19 protein-coding genes are annotated in these 17,492 nt (G+C 50.5%); 9 read left to right on the top strand and 10 right to left on the bottom strand.

The features are described from left to right. The first annotated feature begins 5 nt into the window (after window positions 1-5). Genes V7D78_RS06100 through V7D78_RS06115 form a run of 4 tightly spaced genes read left to right on the top strand, consistent with a single transcriptional unit; the run spans window position 6 to window position 6,389 of the window. Complete coding sequence (locus V7D78_RS06100) at window positions 6-3,665, top strand: ATP-binding protein (protein WP_333607549.1); 3,660 nt, start codon at window positions 6-8, stop codon at window positions 3,663-3,665. Next, a complete protein-coding gene (locus V7D78_RS06105; RefSeq protein ID WP_333607550.1) occupies window positions 3,665-4,285 on the top strand; it encodes a condensin complex protein MksE in 621 nt (206 codons plus the stop codon). The genes V7D78_RS06100 and V7D78_RS06105 overlap by 1 nt, the downstream gene beginning before the upstream one ends. Then, window positions 4,285-5,523 (top strand): hypothetical protein, encoded by a 1,239-nt coding sequence (locus V7D78_RS06110; RefSeq protein ID WP_333607551.1) that lies wholly within the window; start codon window positions 4,285-4,287, stop codon window positions 5,521-5,523. Before V7D78_RS06105 ends, V7D78_RS06110 begins: the two co-directional genes overlap by 1 nt. Further along, window positions 5,523-6,389, top strand: coding sequence for a DUF7281 domain-containing protein (locus V7D78_RS06115; RefSeq protein ID WP_333607552.1), 867 nt, complete (start codon window positions 5,523-5,525; stop codon window positions 6,387-6,389). Before V7D78_RS06110 ends, V7D78_RS06115 begins: the two co-directional genes overlap by 1 nt. 146 nt (window positions 6,390-6,535) lie before the next feature. Here V7D78_RS06115 and V7D78_RS06120 read toward each other — a convergent pair whose 3' ends face one another. Genes V7D78_RS06120 through V7D78_RS06135 form a run of 4 tightly spaced genes read right to left on the bottom strand, consistent with a single transcriptional unit; the run spans window position 6,536 to window position 9,302 of the window. Beyond that, on the bottom strand, window positions 6,536-7,429 hold the full coding sequence (locus tag V7D78_RS06120) for an Abi family protein (RefSeq protein WP_333607553.1): 894 nt from the start codon (window positions 7,427-7,429) through the stop codon (window positions 6,536-6,538). Further along, the gene (locus V7D78_RS06125; RefSeq protein ID WP_333607554.1) at window positions 7,369-7,704 is read right to left on the bottom strand and encodes a nucleotidyltransferase substrate binding protein; all 336 of its coding nucleotides are present in this window, start codon (window positions 7,702-7,704) and stop codon (window positions 7,369-7,371) included. The genes V7D78_RS06120 and V7D78_RS06125 overlap by 61 nt, the downstream gene beginning before the upstream one ends. A 22-nt stretch (window positions 7,705-7,726) precedes the next feature. Continuing rightward, window positions 7,727-8,692, bottom strand: a complete 966-nt coding sequence (locus V7D78_RS06130) for a hypothetical protein (RefSeq protein WP_333607555.1) — start codon at window positions 8,690-8,692, stop codon at window positions 7,727-7,729. Then, on the bottom strand, window positions 8,682-9,302 hold the full coding sequence (locus V7D78_RS06135; protein ID WP_333607556.1) for a hypothetical protein: 621 nt from the start codon (window positions 9,300-9,302) through the stop codon (window positions 8,682-8,684). Before V7D78_RS06135 ends, V7D78_RS06130 begins: the two co-directional genes overlap by 11 nt. Window positions 9,303-9,421: 119 nt before the next feature. Here V7D78_RS06135 and V7D78_RS06140 point away from each other — a divergent pair, with 119 nt between their 5' ends. Then, entirely contained in the window at window positions 9,422-10,045 is a 624-nt protein-coding gene (locus tag V7D78_RS06140; RefSeq protein ID WP_333607557.1) for a DUF2799 domain-containing protein, read from the top strand. 21 nt (window positions 10,046-10,066) lie between these two features. Here V7D78_RS06140 and V7D78_RS06145 read toward each other — a convergent pair whose 3' ends face one another. Then, complete coding sequence (locus V7D78_RS06145) at window positions 10,067-10,921, bottom strand: PA4780 family RIO1-like protein kinase (RefSeq protein WP_333607558.1); 855 nt, start codon at window positions 10,919-10,921, stop codon at window positions 10,067-10,069. Window positions 10,922-11,204: 283 nt separating this feature from the next. On the opposite strand from V7D78_RS06145, the gene V7D78_RS17405 reads away from it, so the two are divergent. The 3 genes from V7D78_RS17405 (at window position 11,205) to V7D78_RS06155 (ending at window position 12,701) form a co-directional block, all read left to right on the top strand. Further along, window positions 11,205-11,318: a DUF805 domain-containing protein gene (locus tag V7D78_RS17405; RefSeq protein WP_442886504.1), complete on the top strand. Its 114-nt coding sequence runs from the start codon at window positions 11,205-11,207 to the stop codon at window positions 11,316-11,318. Continuing rightward, a complete protein-coding gene (locus tag V7D78_RS06150; RefSeq protein ID WP_333607559.1) occupies window positions 11,285-11,548 on the top strand; it encodes a DUF805 domain-containing protein in 264 nt (87 codons plus the stop codon). Before V7D78_RS17405 ends, V7D78_RS06150 begins: the two co-directional genes overlap by 34 nt. 112 nt (window positions 11,549-11,660) lie before the next feature. After that, window positions 11,661-12,701: a hypothetical protein gene (locus V7D78_RS06155; RefSeq protein WP_333607560.1), complete on the top strand. Its 1,041-nt coding sequence runs from the start codon at window positions 11,661-11,663 to the stop codon at window positions 12,699-12,701. Here the strand turns inward: V7D78_RS06155 and V7D78_RS06160 are convergent. From V7D78_RS06160 to V7D78_RS06170, 3 genes are all read right to left on the bottom strand, one after another. Continuing rightward, window positions 12,698-13,570: an EamA family transporter gene (locus V7D78_RS06160; protein WP_333607561.1), complete on the bottom strand. Its 873-nt coding sequence runs from the start codon at window positions 13,568-13,570 to the stop codon at window positions 12,698-12,700. The two genes, V7D78_RS06155 and V7D78_RS06160, sit on opposite strands and share 4 nt — an antisense overlap. Before the next feature lie 104 nt (window positions 13,571-13,674). Further along, window positions 13,675-13,908 (bottom strand): endonuclease, encoded by a 234-nt coding sequence (locus tag V7D78_RS06165; protein WP_333607562.1) that lies wholly within the window; start codon window positions 13,906-13,908, stop codon window positions 13,675-13,677. 2 nt (window positions 13,909-13,910) lie between these two features. After that, on the bottom strand, window positions 13,911-14,396 hold the full coding sequence (locus tag V7D78_RS06170) for an endonuclease (protein WP_333607563.1): 486 nt from the start codon (window positions 14,394-14,396) through the stop codon (window positions 13,911-13,913). A gap of 123 nt (window positions 14,397-14,519) precedes the next feature. On the opposite strand from V7D78_RS06170, the gene rlmF reads away from it, so the two are divergent. Continuing rightward, a complete protein-coding gene (gene rlmF / locus V7D78_RS06175) occupies window positions 14,520-15,422 on the top strand; it encodes a 23S rRNA (adenine(1618)-N(6))-methyltransferase RlmF (protein ID WP_333607564.1) in 903 nt (300 codons plus the stop codon). Here the strand turns inward: rlmF and V7D78_RS06180 are convergent. Both V7D78_RS06180 and V7D78_RS06185 read right to left on the bottom strand, forming a co-directional pair. Beyond that, window positions 15,419-16,039, bottom strand: a complete 621-nt coding sequence (locus V7D78_RS06180; RefSeq protein ID WP_333607565.1) for a DUF6445 family protein — start codon at window positions 16,037-16,039, stop codon at window positions 15,419-15,421. The two genes, rlmF and V7D78_RS06180, sit on opposite strands and share 4 nt — an antisense overlap. A 126-nt stretch (window positions 16,040-16,165) precedes the next feature. Beyond that, entirely contained in the window at window positions 16,166-17,458 is a 1,293-nt protein-coding gene (locus V7D78_RS06185; RefSeq protein WP_333607566.1) for a serpin family protein, read from the bottom strand. Window positions 17,459-17,492 lie beyond the last annotated feature (34 nt).

Consider the following 17,492-nt stretch of genomic DNA (forward strand, 5'->3'; position numbering starts at 1 on the left):
GCGCTATGTCTCAATTACTCCGTATTGTGCTGTTGCACACTCACCTGCCGGGTGTAGTCGAATTACAGCTGGATCAACATACCAATATATGCGGCACCAATGCCTCAGGCAAAACCACCTTGCAGCGGCTGGTACCGGTGTTTTATGGCGAGCAGCCGAACCGGGTGGTACCGAAAACCCGCAAAAAATTTGATGAGTTTTACCTGCCGTTTTCCAACAGCTATTTAATTTACGAGTACCAGCGCGAAAGCGGTGATATTTGCCAGGTGGTACTCACCCGCAAAAGTGATGGCGGTGTCGATTACCGTTTTGTCAGTGCGCCCTATCACAGCGATTGTTACCTGACGCAAAGTGATGAAGGCGTAAAAGCCCTCAGTTACAGCGACTGGGCCAGCAAGATGCGCAGCCTGCCTGATGTGCAGGTGTCGGCGAAAATCAGTGCCACCAGTGAGTACCGTAGCATTATTCAAAATGATGCCGCGGCGCTGCGCGGTAACAATGCCGACAGCGTTAAGTTGCGCCGCCTGGCGGCCAGCTTTAGTTTAGTCAGCAGTGGCCACAAACTGCGTCATATTGAAAAACTGGTCAGTGCCGTACATGCCAAAGAAGGCAAAATGGACACGCTCAAAGCCATGCTGGCCGCCATTTTTGAAGAAGACGGTGTCACCCTGCCCACCACCAAGGTGAAAAACACCAAGGCACGCGAGTGGATCCAACAAATGCGCCAGTCGATGCGGCTGGATAAACTGCAGCAGGACTTTGAGCGCTTAAAGCAGCTGGCACAGCAATTAGAAGGGGCCGAAGCGCAGTTAGCCGCCTTATTGCCCTTATTACAACAAGACGAACAAAGCCAAAAGCTGCGAAAAGCCGATGCCGAGCAGCAGGTCAATGCCCTGCGCGGCCAGTTACTGGCGCTAAAAGAGCAGTTTAACGCCCAGCAACTGGAGCATAATGGCCAACTAAGCAAGGCCGAAGCCGATTTACACGAAACCAGCGCCCGTTTAGATCTGCTGCAACAACGTTTTGACGACTACGACGCCAAAGATATGCCAAAACTGCAACGCGATACCGATGCGCTGCCGCTATGGCGCGATACTTTGCAGGAGATCATCGAGCAATACCAGCTGATGGTCGAGCAGCATGGCGATTTAGAGCGCCAGCTTGAGCAGCGCAAGGCCAAGCTGGCCGAAGCCTTTAACCGCTTAAGTGAGCAACACCGTGCTAAAGCGCGGCAGTTGCAGCAACAAAAAGATGCTACACGCGAACAACAAGACAGTAAGCTGGCGGTGCTGGAGCACGCCTTTCAAAGCCGCTTACAACAAGCCCAACAGCAATTTGCTGAGCAGCTGAGCCAGTTAAGCAGTGCTATTGCCGTATTACAAAGCCAGCTTAGTGCCTCACCATTAACTGAAGCCGAGCATGATGAGCTGCGCGCCGCAGAATTACGTTTAGAACAGGCGCAGCAACAGGCTCAGCTACAGGCACGGCTGCTGCAACAACTACAACAGCAGTACCAACAGGCGCGCCAGCAGCGTGAGCTGGCTGATCAGCAGCTGGAGCAAAGCCGCAAAGCGCTGCACAGTGCCGAGCAGCAGCTACAACAATTACACCGCCAGCTGACACCCGAGCAAGGCAGCCTGCGGCATTTTTTACGGCTGCACTATAACGGCTGGGAGCAAAAGCTCGGCAAAGTGCTGGATGAGCGCTTACTGGAGCGGCAGGATTTGCAGCCGCAACTGCTGGATTTAACCAATAGTCTTTATGGCTTAACGCTGGAACTGAACGCCATAGACACCCCAGACTATGCGCAGGACGAAGCGGCCATCCGCCACCGCATTCATAGTGCCGAACAGCAGTTACAACAAGCGACCAGCGATAAAGCCCAGGCCGAAAAACAGTTAAAAGAACGCTTTGAGCAGGCCGAGCTGCTGCGTGCCCAGACCGAGCAAGCCGAATGGCAGCTGACGCAAGCCGAGCAAAATATTGACTACGCCCGCGATGCCCGCAACCGTTTACAGGCGCAGCAGCGCGAGCTGATAAAACAACGCCAGAGCAGCGTGCGTCAGGAACTGAGCAGTCAACAGCAGCAACTGGATAAGCTAAAAGCACAGCAACATCAGGATTTGCAGGCACTAAAAGATGACCACCACAGCCAGAAAATGGAACTCAAAGCCGACTGGCAGGCTGAGCTGCAGGTGTTTGATGAGCAAATAGATGAGCTGGAGCGGCAGTTAGCGCATAAGCTTGAAGACAATAAAAGCCAGATCAAAGAGCTGCAACAGGCCTTTAATGAAGAGTTGTCGGCCAAAGGCATAGATCCACGGCGCCTGATCGAGCTGAAACAGAAGCAGGAGCAGCTGAAAACCGACATTAAAGCCACCGAAAACCGCCAGGATGAGCTGAGCGCCTGGCAGCAGTTTGTCGCACTGGACTGGCAACAGTTACGGCCGCAATTACTGGCGCGGGAAACCGAGCTGAAACAGCAGCAACGCAGCATTAAGCAGGCGCTGGAGCAGTTAAAAACCGATTACAGCAGCAGCCAGAAAAAGCTGGACGAGCACAAACGCCAGCAACAGGAGTTGATGAGCCAGGCCGAGCAATTGCTGCTGCAATTAAAACCGGTGTTGGCCAAATTACAGGAGCTACATTTACTGGCCAGCACGGCCGTGACGGTAAGTGGCTCAGCCGATAGCATTGAGCGGCTGTCGCGTGCTAATGAAGCGCTGGAGCAACGCAGTAAACTGGATAATGCCTTAAAACTGGCGCTGGAGCAGTTTGAAAGCGTACTGAGTAAAGACGCCGGCCCGGAATTTTTAGACCGACTTGAGCACGAAAAACGCAAATTGCCCGAGCAAGCCGGCCAGCGCCAGCAATTGCCCATTTTGCACAACCTGCTGCAAATTTTAAAAGATGCGCAGCAACAACTGCTGGAAATGGGCGAAAATATCGGCGGCGATTTAAAGAAATTCTTTACCGTATTCAGCGACATTAACCGCCGCATAGCGCTGCAAAGCCGCCGTTTAAGCGAAGCGGTAGCCGACGATCTGGTACTGGAAGGCATCAGCCGCTCGGAAGTGCGCATTTTATCGACCATCGACGAGCTGGGCTTCTGGCAACCGCTGAAGCACTTTGCCAAGCTGTATGATGATTGGGGCGCCTCCGGTAAAGCCTTACCGTCTGAGCAATACCTGAATGCGCTGGCCGATGTGGTCGACTTACTGCGTGCCGATGAGCAATACAGTATCGAATCACTGTTACGCTTAGAGCTACATCTAAGTGAAGGCGGCTCTGAGCTGGTGATTAAAAATGACCGCCAGTTGCTGGAGTCGTCCAGCCACGGTATGGCTTACTTGATTTTATGTAAGTACTTACTGGCCTTTACCCGCTTATTGCGTGGTGAAGCCAAAGTGACCATTCACTGGCCGATTGACGAAATTGGCACCCTGGCCTATCACAACGTCGAAAAACTGTTTAATGCCTGTAGCAGTAATAATATTGTTATTGTCGGCGCCTTCCCGAACCCGGAATCGGATGTGTTAATGCTGTTTCAGCACCGCTATTTAATTGAGCCGGATCAGCAGAACCAGCGACGCTTAAAGCGCATCCAGCCTAAAGTCAGCCGCTTAGCCGAGCGCTTAGCCCAGAAACAACAGGAGGCCAGCTGATGTTACAACACGGACCTTTACTCGAGCGCCTGCTGGCCGGTGACTTTATTTGCAAGATCACCGATGAAGATGCCTATCGCCATTTAAGCCTGGAGCAAACTCAGCAGGACATTAACCATTACCTGCGGCCGCTGAACCGCCGGCTGGTCAGTAATGATGATAACAGCGTGTATTTTCTGGGCTACTTTGATCTGAATAAAGACGCGCGCGAGCATTTAAGCAGCCAGTTTGCTTTAACAGTACAGTCGTTATTACCGCTGCTGGAATGGCTGCAACTGGTACAGGAAACCCTGGGCCGTGACAGCGCCCTGACCGCCGGCGATACCATCAAGCTGCAGGAGTTTGTGCTGCGCACTGAAGATAACCAGAGCTTGCGCCAGCGGCTCAGTCAGTTAGCCAGCGATCGCTTTTTTAACAGCCAGAGTGAGCAGCTCGACAGCCAGGTGAAGCAGATTTTCCGCCGCCTGAAAGAGCATGGCTATTTACTGCAGCCGCATGCCGAGCGCCAATACTATATTGTCACCGGAAAAATTGATTACCTGATTGATGTGATCCGCTTTATCCGCGATGAGGAGCATCTGCCGGTTGACGATACCCCAACGCAGGAGGCGCTGCTCTGATGGCAGATCTCCATGCTACCGCCTCTAACCTGTTTAGCATCGGCGCCGAGCGTTTAGCCTTAATTGGCAAGCACCATAAACAGCTGATGCAGGGCTATATCGATGGCTTTATTGATGAAAACGCCTTTAGCGAAGGGGCACTGAAAAAGCTGATCAGCGCGCGCATTTTGTGGCGGCCAGATGAGCAGCAACCGCTGGCGCTGCGGCCTTTACTAAGCGAGCTGATCGCCAGTATGGTGGCCGATGAAAACCGTCGGCAGATTAACGCGGATGTAGCCGAAAAGCTGGAGCAGATCCGCAACCGGGTGCAGGCCTACCGTGATGCCCAGTACAAAGGCGATTACAGCGTGGCCGAGCTGCAGCTGCAACGCTTAACTGAGCATGTGCATGATTTAAGCGGCCAGTTTGAAGAGGCAATCGACAGCTTATGGCACCGCTTAAATAGCGACTTTGGTTTTGTCAGTAGCTTAGATGATAAAATTCGTGAAAACGAACGGGCGCAAAAGCAATTACGCCGCCTGCTAGATGGCCTGGATTTACTCGATTTTAATGAATTAATTGAGCTATCAGAAGGCAATAACCACTTACGTAAGCTGTTAGTCAGCCAGTTGCAAAGTCAGCTAAGCTCACATCATAGTAGCTTGTTAGAGGTGCAAAAACGCTTAGTTGAGCTGTTAGCCAAATTCCGCCAGCAGCAATCGCGTTCGATGCTAATTAGCAATATGGCGGCGTTTTTACGCCAGCACCCGAAATACCAGCCGGCCGATTACCCAAATCGCTCTGAGCTGCCCGGGTTGTTTAATCAATCTGCCGCCATTAAGCCCCAAGCCGCCATCGCACTGGACAAAGCCAGTGAGCGTCAGGTATTGGCCGAGTTGGTGCGGGCCCTGCCGCGCCCCAAAGCCGTTAACCTTGTCGATACGCAAAGCGCCAGTTTTAGTGCCTTACCGCTGGATGACGACATAACCGCACGCCAGCAGGCCTTAAAAACCGATGTCGAGAATTTTTACCTGCGGGTGATTGATCAAGGCGGCAAACTCAGTGCGCTGGAGTATCTTGAGCAGCAGGCCCTGCAGTGGGACAGCGAGATCTGGCTGTATCAGATCCTCGCCGAATATCAGGCGCTGCCGTTGGATGAAAAGCACATGCTCAGCATCACGCGCGAAGAAACCCAGGCCAGCAAGGTTAACCAGCTGCTGCTGATCCGCGATATCAGCATTGGCTTAAAGGCGGCCTGATGTTATACCCGCCGCTTAATGCCCGGGCATTGCGCTACTTACAGCAACTGCAGCAGCGGCTAAAAGCCAGTGGCAGCGAGCGGGTAAAAACCCACACCCCAGCAGTACAGGATGTGCTGCAATGGTGTAGTGAACATGAGTTGGTGCCCGCTAACAGCCGGCAATTACCACAGTTTACCTTTAACCCGGCCCTGTTAAACCAGATAGCCGCGGTGCAACGTAGTTTGCAACAAGCCTGTTTTCAGGATGACATCACCCATAACAGCAGGCTGGATAATGCCGCTATCAACCAGCAAGAGCTAAAAAGCATTGGTCTGACACCGCGCCAGCACAGGGTGCTGCTTAAATTGAATACCCCAGCCCAAAGCAGCACGGGTGTAACAGCGGAATTTATCGATAGCGACTGGCAACATGTGCCGCTACAGCACTACGATGCGCTGCTGGTGGTTGAAAACCTCGATTGTTTTTATCAGCTTGAGCGTTTCAATCTCGACCTACCCTACCAGCAGCCGCTGATTATCTATCGTGGTGATACCTTATACAGCAAAGGTTGCAAAGCCTTGAAAGCAGCCTGTCTTGAGCAGAGCAAGCCCACCCTTTACTTTGGCGACTTTGATGCTAAAGGCGTCAGTATCGCCCTAAACGAAGGCTACAGCGCCATGCTGTTGCCCGATATTGCCATACTGCAACAGCAGGCCAGCCCGGCTATGCTGCCGGATCAGCAGCTGCAGTTTATTGCGGGTATAAAAACCAAGATCGTCAGCCACGAATTTCTACCTTACGCGCAGCTGCTCTGCGAGCAATTAACGGGGTTCAGACAGCAGAATATGCAGGGCATGCAGCTTAAACCCATTTTAACTCGTTGATGTGGCGATATACGCTTAATGCTAAAATTATTGGTAGTTTGGGCTTTGCGGAGCATTATATAAATCTTGATTGACAGGCTCATGCCGAAGACCTAAACTTGTCAACAATATGACCGGCGCCTCTGCATTTATGTACGCGTCGGTTCTCATTTCTGAAACTGACCTAGCCACTCAATCGCTCCCTCAACGACGCCAAAATCCTGAAGAGATAGTATGCCATTCTTGAAGCTTGGAAACGAATGAATCAGTGTAATTAGGCGCTGTGTCCAGCTTGAATTGGGACAAATTACTGCAAGCAGATGCGCCATAATGGCAAAGTACATAAATGGGCGGCTATGGTTTATTAGTGGCCAGCCAGCTGGACGTGCCGATAACTCTAATATATTGATATTCCAAAGTCGGCTATGGTGCGCTGATACATTACGCACAAAGTTCAAACTCTTCAGCCATTTTGCTAACTGTTCGCCATCACTAAGCCCATACTTTTGGGCAATGCGGTTTTTATCTGCGTACTGCATACCTTCAAATAATCTTGATAACGACCCAAAGTCCCACACCTCAATAGCTACCCATACTGGCAATCCGCCATTATATTTTTCGCGGTGGTGAACAATAAAAGGTTCGCGTCGTGAACGATTGAGCATAGTGTCGTATTTTTCCAACCATACCTGATGCTCAGTCTTACCTTTATTCGGCCCTTTTTTTATGGCTTTTTTGGCAAAATTACCGTGTAAGCAATTTGGGTTTAAATGCGCACAGGGCTCTTTTGCTCCCAACAGATGGGCAACATCCACCCGCAGCGCCATTTCAATCCGCTCAAGCGCATCCAGTGCTAATAAACGTAGCTTTTTATCAAACACATACAGCTTTACCACATCTTCAAAATGACTTTCGGGCATAAAGTGGTCAAAGCGCACTGGCTGGTTTTGCTGTAGCGATGTTTCTGTGTCGATAACGCGCAGTGGGTACCAATAACCGCTTAACCGGTAATAACCAATACGAGCCAGATAGTTAAACGCTGCCGTATCGTTATCAACCAATAAGCCAGGCGCATATCCCGATATCCGCGCCAGACAGGCCAGTCACTTTGCAATAGCCCTTGCTCATTATCGCTGCGTATCAGATCAGCAAACGGCATTTGATCAAACTGCTCGGGTGAAGCCGAACTATGCTCAAGATAACGCTTGAGCATTTTATGACTGATTTCATAAGTAAACTCAAAACGTTGAACCAAGTCATCGCGAATTTGAATATTGCTGATATCTCGCTGATAACGCTGCTGACTAATGGCAGACAACAGGCGTTGTTGCTGCAAATACACCGCCAAACCCAGTGTATCAAGCCCCCTTTTTTTCTTTTTCTGTAGCGGGGCGATGCAACAGCACTAAAGACAGCAAGGTGCAGCCTAAGCCAAGCAGACACATCCAATTGAGCAGATGCCCGCCCGGCAAGGCAAGTGAAATAAGAAGTAAAGGGGTTAACATATAAGCGGCATCGTAGCCGGCAATAGTGGCAGATGGCGGTGCGCCGCGGGCATGTGCCCATTGTGTCATACCAAACGCCATTGCAGCACCCACAAAGCTCAGCGCAAAAATAGCCATACCGGCCAAGGTTGAGGGTAAAAAAGCCGACACACCGCTATCTGATTGGGCTATGCCTTTTAATAAGGAGTCTACTGCCAGAAAAGCGCCGCCTAAAAACCCAAATAATAGCCCCTGCGGCAGCCAACTAAACTGTTTACACAGCCAGGAAACCGGCCATACCAGCAGGCAGAGCATAGCCAGCATCCACCACATTGGCACAATATTCAGCTGACTCATGTGGATTAAGCCATTTTGAATGTTACCAATGGCCAGTAAGATGGCGCCGAGTGTTAATAACAGCGCCCCCAGTAGATCCCGCTTACGCAGCGCCAACCCCAGTTTCCAGCAAGAAAACCACAATAATGCCAGCAAGCCAATCGCATAAACAGAGGTAAAAATGACGGTCGGGGCAAAGCGGTTCGCCAGGATAACCCATAAAGGGGCCGAAAAATTCAACAGCATGCCACTGAGGTACAGGTAACGCTGGCCAGGTGATTTATCGCCTTGTTGCCGGCGCAAAATAGCTAACTTCATTAGCCCTTGCGACAAATGAATCAGCACAGAGCCAATAACAGCAATCACTAAGGCTATTAAGTAATCAGCAGGCATGTCAGGGGTAACAGCAGGTAAAGACACAACAGAGAGCGGATCATCGACACCGCCTTTAGCAGCTAATACCGTTAACATACGCCAAGGCTCGTTGATAGGATTAGTGTCCATACTCTGCCGTCAACTGGTGTTTGAATGCCAAAGGCTGGTCGTCACAGTAAGCAAACACCTGCTCCAGAATAAGGGTGGCAGGCTGACGTTGCTGCGCCAGCGCCACCGCCTGCTGCGCCAACTCGGCTATAGCCGGTTTGGGCTCTTCACCGGCAAAGACCCGCATCAGGCCAGGCAGAGTTATTGGCTGGCTATCAAGCTGTCTAAAGCTGGCCACCAACGCACTGGTCAGCTCGGCACACACCAATAGATTGGCAGCCGTTTGCCCGCTGCTGGCAAAAAATGACTGCGGCTGGCTTAAATCACTGTGGCTAAATTGCTGGCAACGCTGCTGTAACAGCTGGCGGATCCGCGGCTCAGTCTGACGCTGTGCCAGCAACTGATAGGCCAGCGCCATTAGCTGGTAACTGCTACTGTCTGGTAGCAGCCCCTGCTTAGCGGCGGCCAGATTAAACGGATAGCCCTGTGGCCACCAGAACTGTGCGGCCTCGGTTGCCAATGCGACCTGCTCAGTACAGCCGGGTAATTGGCTCGCGCTATCATCGGCCAAGCTCGTAAAACTGATCAGCAACAGCAGTTTCAGGCTGGCTTGCCATGGCAATGTCGGCATCTTGTTACTCCTAAGGCAAAAATCTCATCCACGCAAACTACTGAGTTTAGCAGCTGACAGTAACGCCACTTCATGTTAAAACATAGTCGCATTTGCAAAGTCTACTCTGGATGACCACTATGAAAAAGCTTGTGTTACTGGCACTGCCTGGCCTGCTGCTACTCAGTAGCTGCGCCACTATGGACAAATCGGCCTGCCTGACCGCAGACTGGCGTACTATTGGCTTTGAAGATGGCAGCCGCGGCAAACATGAAGCGTCTATCAGTGAGTACCGTAAAAACTGTGCTAAACATGGCGTCACACCCGATTTAACGGCTTATCGCGCCGGTCATCAGGAAGGCTCAGAGCGGTTTTGCACTGCTAGTAATGGCTTCCGGTTGGGCCAGGGGGGTAGCGCCTATCAAAACAGCTGCCCGCAAGCATTAGAGCCAGCGTTTTTAGCCGCCCATGCGGATGGTATGCAACTTCACCGATCTAACCGTGAGTTACAACAACGCCAGGCAGAAGTGCAAAAAGCGGAACGGCAGATACAGTCACTGGAGCTGGAGCTGGCACAACAGGATGAGATGCTGATTGCCGATGGCTACAGCCGGGAAGAGCGTATAAAAATCCGTGAGCAAATTAACCTGTTACACATTGCTATCACAGAAGCTTACGCCAGATTGCCAGAATTACAGCGCTTAGCCGAGCAGGCACATGCCGATCACCAGCGCAATGTACAACGCTTGAGCGCCCGTTACTAACACTGGCTAGCTAACCCTGTTTTAGTCTTCGTTTGCCGCCTGTATCCGTGCCTTGCGATCTTCCGCTTCAGCGAAGGCGGCTTTAATTTGCTCCAGTACTGAGTCAACATCTGCAGCACTGTCATCCGCAACAAATTCACCGGTGAGCTCTACGTCAGGCGTTAGCTCACCGGCCTCATACAGTGCCCAGATTTCTTCAGCATAGTTAGTGTGTAATAATTCAGGAGCATACAAACCGTAATAGTCACGCATGTTATTGACGTCACGGCAAAACATCCATTTAGCATTATTATTGGCCGCGGCATCTACTGCCTGGGGCAAGTCAATCACTACCGGTCCGGCGGAATCCACCAGCACGTTAAACTCAGATAAGTCACCATGGACCAGGCCTTCACACAGCATCAGCACAATATAATGCAACATGGTGCCATGGTCGGCCAGCGCAATGTCCGCATCCATGGCCACATCTGCTAAGCGCGGTGCCACCATGCCTTCATCATCACACACCAGCTCCATCAACAGCACACCTTCATAACAGCCAAAGGGCTGCGGCACCCGTACACCGGCTTTCGCCAGTTTAAATAATGCCTCTACTTCGGCGTTCTGCCAGCTTTCTTCTTGCTGTGCCCGGCCAAACTTAGAGCCTTTTTCCATGGCCCGCGCCCGCCGGCTGCTGCGCACTTTACGGCCCTCCTGATACAGCACGGCCTGCTTAAAGCTGCGCTTATCTGCTTCTTTATAGACTTTCGCGCAGCGGATATCCTCGCCACAACGAACGATATACACGGCAGCTTCTTTGCCACTCATCAGCGGCCGGATCACTTCATCCACTAAGCCTTCATCGACCAGTGGCTGAATACGTTTCGGTATTTTCATAGCGCCGTTATACCTCAGATCACCACGGCTGGGAATATCTGCAGACAGCTTCATTACAGAAATAATCGGATATCATGGCGTTTGCCCCCGCAAACCTGATCCGAAAAATAGTTATCGGCTTTCAGGCTGCGGTTAAATACAGCATTTATTCATATTCCTGTTTGCAAAATATGTGGCCTTGCCATAAATTAGCAACAAGGCATCTGCATTTTCAGCTAGGCTAACGCAGTCCTTATCATCGCCCTGTAGCAGGGATAATAAAAATTAAATCATGGAGTTAAAGATGGAATACTTTATTGATGCGTTAAAACGCTATGCCGACTTTACCGGGCGTGCCCGCCGCAAACAATACTGGATGTTTTTTTGTTTTATATCATTTTTTATATTGGCACATTAATTCTTGATGCGGTCCTGGGTACTTTTTTTATCGCACTCATTTTTTCTCTTGCCTTGTTGGTCCCAAGTATCGCTATTGCCGCTAGACGCCTGCATGACACAGGTCGTAGTGGTTGGTGGCAACTGATTGCTTTGATACCGCTCATTGGTGCCATTGTGCTGATCGTGTTTCTGGTGATGGACAGCACGGCTGATAACGAATACGGACCAAATCCAAAAGCAACTGCATGATAAACCACTAAAGATGTTAGTAGCATAAAGCGGTGCAAAGTCGCCGCTTTTACTTTCCACAATAAAAAATAAAATGATCGTCACGTTATAATCAACGGAACCAGTAAACCGCATGGCATTATTGAAGACCTGCACCCGCATTATTGGTAAATCGCTGCTGGCAATAGTGCTATTTATTATCAGCTGCTATTTGCTGCTGCTTATTATCAACTGGCAGGATGCAAAGCCTAATACCGCCAGTTTGCATATGCAAAGCCTGCTGCAACCACAGCAGATCCCAGCAGAGCAAAATGGTTATCAGTATTTTATTGCTCACAATACTCATAATGAGCTACTGCTAACCGGCTCTTTAATGGAGCTGAATCAGCAATGCCACCATGCAGATGCATGCAGTTCGCTTCTGATAAAGCAAGATAACCTAACTGCGCTCTTGGCAGAGCAGCAACCGCTGCAGACATTTTATTGGCAATTACTCCAATACTCACAGTGGCAAGAACCCGCACCGACCCTGCAGAACATCCCTCGCTATCAGAGTTTAATGCATGGGCAACGATTACTGTTATGGCAAGCCTGGCTGAATGCTCAAGGCAGCAATGTTTATGAGGTTAGCAGCGCCCTTAATACTGATTACCAGTTCTGGACGACTGTCATGGCTAATAGCAATAGTCTGATTAGCAAGATGGTCAGTACCAACGCGCTAAAATGGCATTTTCAGTTTGGGGCCGAGATAATTAAACAACTGCCGCCGGAGCAACGCCCTCATGCGCTGCCAGAAGTCTGGAGCACTGCCTTAACGGATCAAGTATTAAGTCTTGAGTTGGTGATGGCGGGTGAATGGCATTTTGGCGCTGATATTTTAGATAATGACTGGCTGAGTGATCCTGATGAGAACCTAAGCGTTGTCGAGACGGTGTTCGTCAAGCTGGCTCGCCCACTGTTTCTGCTGCAAGACACCAAGAATTTTCATGCACAGCAGCTATTGCAGCACGATGAACAGGCTAATCACCCCTGGTACAGCTGGCTGCGCAACCCGGCCGGCAAGCTGATGCTGGCGGGCTCGTCGCCAGCTTATGCTGACTACCGGCAACGGCTGCAGCAACTTGAGCAACTAAAGCAAGCTACACTGCAACAGGTGGCTACGGCACTGCCTTAAGCCCACATTACTGCTATGGCCGCCAACACTATCAGTGCCATACCGGTATGATCGGTTTTTAGCAGTTTTTCTTTAAACACAAAAGCCGAAATCAGAAGCATAAACAGCACTTCTACCTGACCCAGGGTTTTCACCAGCGCCACCGATTCCAGACTCATTGCGGTAAACCAGCCAATGGAGCCGACGCAACTGCAGACGCTGACCGCTAAGGTTAAGCCCGGCCGGCGCCACAAGGCGACTAAGGTCGCGCGCTCTCGTAGCAGTAAATATAAACTCAACAATAAGGTCTGCAACACTATGACCAGCAACAATACCCAGGCGGCACCATGTGGAAAGGGTAAATCCAGCACTAAACTGGCCTGGCGCACCCACAGTGAGGTTAACGCAAAACAACCGCCACTGGCCAAGCCCAGCAACAACACTTGCCAGGATAATTGCCTTAGGCTGGCGCCACTAAGTAACAGCACCGCTATGGCACCCAACAGCACCCCCAGCCAGCCAAGCAGGCTTAAGGATTCACTAAAAAAAGCCACGCCCAGTATCGCCGCCAGTATCGCTTCACTTTTTGCAAGGCCGGCACCGATGGCATAATTGCGCAGCTTAAACAACTTTACCATCAATGCTGTAGCCACAATTTGTGCCAGTGCCGCGGCGATAACAAACACACTAAAATGGCCGCTAAAGTCAGGGATGTCTACCGGTTGCCAGTGGTACAACCCTAACAGGTACAGCAAGGCCAGCGGCGAAGCCCAGATAAAGCGGGCCAGAGTAACGCCGGCAACGGAGACCTCTTTACTGAGTTGTTTTTGAAAGGCATTACGCCAGGCCTGCATAAAAGCGGCTAGCAAGGTAAATGGGATCCACAGCACAGTAGCGCACCAAAAGACGTAAAGACGGCTATAATAGCAGGCAGTATCACCTTTAGATAGCCTGCTGTGGCGCGCTTTAACGGCCTTTTCGCCACAGCATTAGTTTAATGTAAACCATAGCCGGTGGGCGTATAACCCAGCACCCATTGCTGCTCGCCGCTGACAAAGGGGTTATCGTGCCCCATGTGCTGGCGAATACGCTGGTTCAGCTCACGCTCTCTTGCACTGACCGGATCTTGTTTGTGCCAGGCCATAAATAACTGCTGCTGAGCACGCGATAGGTTAAGGTTGTATTTATCGGCCATATAAAAGTAAATACGGGCAATATCCCCGCACACAGCTAGCGCCGACTCAAACACCTGCTGTTTAAAATCAACCCAACCGGACAACTGCCATGCTGGGCAGCACTACTGGGTAACATGCCAAAACGGTAATTACTGCGATCGCCATTTACCTCTCCCACTGTAGGCACCAGGTTGTATAAATCGGCCTCCATGCGCCGAAACACTGCATCGGTTCTGCCACAGTTTTTGCGACCACCTTGCTGCCAGCACTGGCGCTGATGACCAAAATGGTGGGCAGGCATAACGTGTTCCCATTCAATACGATTAGCGCGCGGGCCATTTTTGCGCACCTGATAACCGCACGCCTGCAAATCAGGGATACCTTTATTACCCTGCCAGCGAATAGCACAATCGCAGTAAAAGCTCCTGGCATCAGGGGCATGAATACGTTGCGACAAGCGTTTAGCCTGTTCAAAGTTGGCAGGTGCCGCCTGAGCGCCCAATGACAGGCATAACAATAACAACAGCAAGAATATTTTCATTCACTACCACAAATATCAGTGACACAACCAAAACAGCTATGATGTTAACAGCAAGCACAGAATTTTTATACATGCCGGGCGGGATCACGTAAACTGCAGGTATTAACATTTTGTATTGCCGTTATGAAAAAATCAGCCACACTACATCCCCGTAACCGCCATCAGGGCCGGTATGACTTAGCCACACTCAGCGCCAGCTACCTGCCGCTGCAGGCTTTTCTGATATTGACGCCGGGCGCCGGGCAAAGTATTGACTTTAGCGACCCTGCTGCGGTGCAGGGATTAAATGCGGCGCTATTAAAACATTATTATCAGGTAGATTACTGGCAGTTACCTGATGGCTATTTGTGCCCGCCCATTCCAGGCCGCGCTGATTATATTCACTATGCAGCAGATTTACTGGCTGGCACGGGAGGCGCAAAGGCTGCAGAAATCCCTAAGGGTAAACAGATTAACTTGTTGGATATTGGCTGTGGAGCCAATTTAATATACCCGATTATTGCCAGTCGTAGTTATGGTTGGCACTGTGTCGGCACTGATATTGATGCTACAGCACTTAACGCAGCCAAGCTTATTGTAAAGAGTAACCCGGTGTTAAACCGCCAGATAAGCCTGCGTCAACAAACGGATAGCAGTAAAATATTTGACGGTATTATTCAAGCAGAAGAGTTCTTTCAGCTAACGGTATGTAATCCACCCTTTTATGGTTCAGCCGCTGAAGCGACGGCAGCCAACCAGCGTAAACGGCAAAATTTAAAACTGGGCAGCAGTGACACGCCCCGTAATTTTGCTGGTCAGCAACATGAATTGTGGTGCCTGGGTGGCGAGCTGGCGTTTATCAGCAACATGATTACAGAAAGCGTACACTTTGCCCGGCAAGTCGGCTGGTTTACCAGCTTGGTATCACAACAGCGCCATTTGCCGGCCTTAACGGCTAAAGCACGTCAGGTGGGCGCCGTTGAAATTAAACAAATTAATATGCAGCAAGGTCAAAAAAGTAGCCAGTTAGTGGCCTGGCGCTTTTAACGCCTGGCCGCTTGCGCAGAGGCAAAAAACATCAGATAGATAAGCCTGGAGTCTTCCAGGGTGGTACCGAAGGACTCTCCTGCTGAGTGCCACAGCCATGGCCGCAGTAACACCAGTCGGTTAAATCTCATCGGGATCCGTAACGTCATCTCCCACTTGGAATCGTCGTTGGAATCCTTATCCAGCAGATCTGTAACCCACTGTTTAGCTGAAGGGGCCGCAAATTTCTGCATCGACTCTTGATCATTGTAAGGTACCCGCTCTGTATTAGTGGCTTTATGACGAAAAAACTCTGTACCACCTTTGCAATCTTCCGGCCGCGACAAGTATAAAATACCAGACCAATGTGACGCATCAACATGCACTTTTGCAGTACCTATATCATTGGCTGAAGCAATGCGGAATTTACCATGCGCCTGGTTATGGGCCATTGGCATCAGCTGCTCCCCCACCAACCTGGACACTTCATTGTTCAGCCCTTCAATATTTAACCTCTGCGCTGAGTTTCTGCCAGGGTAAGGCCCTTGCACATCAGGATAAGTTAAGCCAAGCGCTGCATCACGCACCTGATGCGCATTATCCAAAAAGTCATCTACCACGATAAATGATGTCGGCACTACAGAATTCCTTTATTTTCGTGTGTCAGGTTGTTCAGTAACCACTTTTATAACACAAAGCGAAAAGCGGAAAAACCCCAACTCTGCTGCCAGCATTGTGTCCGTCATCACTAATAAGCTGTGACCTTATGGCTGTAACACCCTGCCCATAAACAACATAGCACCAGTACTACGCTGCTGAATAATAAAAATAAAGGGGCGGTCTATACGGAGTGCTGCATATTGTGGGCTGGAAATCACCCCTACAACAGCGCCGGTAGCGGCAGCTGCCTCGGTGCCGGTTTCATCAACACTAATCACGGCCTGATGCTGCACTGAACTTAAAAATAATTGCTGACTACCGTCCATCGCTGAAAAATCTGCCGTGCCTGGCATAAATGCCTCACGCATGCCTAGCTGCTGTAAAGCACTGCCCAGCGGTAGCTGTGCGGATAAGTTAAATCTAGGCAGATGTAAATCAACCAGTCGCTCCTGCATAGCCGAACGCATACTTTGTATGCTGCTGGCATCCAGTGCCGCCTCAACTGCTGCAAAGTTGCCGGTTTCAGGCACCACCACCAGCATCTCAATGGCGGGGTTTTCATAGGGTAGGCTTAGTGCGGCATAACTTTCCGTAATGACAAAAGGCAGCCGCATCCCCGTCTGATACATTAGAGGCACTGGCTGGCTGCTACCATCCATTAAATAAAAAGGGGCCTGAGTGGTCTGAGACTCAGCAAAAACCTGATACCAGCGCGCCTTAAAGTACAGGGTATTCACCAATGCCAAAGCAGTATCTGCAGTAACACTGCCTACAGGCAGTAATTCACTGATACGCCCTGCAGTATTTTTGGCTATCCACTGATTAATCTGGCTGCGACTAAGCTCTGGCTGCTGTTTAAAATCGGTGCCATATAAACCTGCGTCGTATTGTTGCGCCAACAGGTCCAGATAAGCGGGTAAAAATGACCGGGTCCTCTCAACAAATGCCCCGTTCAGACTGTGTAACTCAAAGGGTGCCTGATGCCCTGCCAACTCCTGTTGTAAGCGTAAGGCTTGCAAATTAAAAGCTTGATGCAATTGCGCCGGCGCTAAACTGAACTGCATGGCGGTGGCAATCTCAGTGGCAGTATGACCAGCCGCTCCGGCATACAACATCGCCAGCGTGGTCGAGATACTGTAAGGTGAAAAAAACACATTATCGCTCTGTGCCGCTTGTTGATGGTATAACTGCCAGCCAAACTGGTTATTGTGCTGAACAAATTGCTCCAATTGATTATCAGAGGCTGCAGGGGCCATATTGCGCGGTAAGGCTGAGCGCACAATAGTAAAATTCGGGTCAGCAGCCACCGGCGGCGGCAATTGTTGCTCTGGTGCAGAGCTGCCACCATTACATGCAGTCAGCACGCAAAAAGATAGTGCTCCAAGTAATGCTCTCATCGTGTTTCCTCCGTTTTAGGGTGGGCTGTAATGT

The sequence above is a fragment of the Arsukibacterium sp. genome (assembly GCF_036735525.1).
Classification (GTDB): Bacteria; Pseudomonadota; Gammaproteobacteria; order Enterobacterales; family Alteromonadaceae; genus Alishewanella.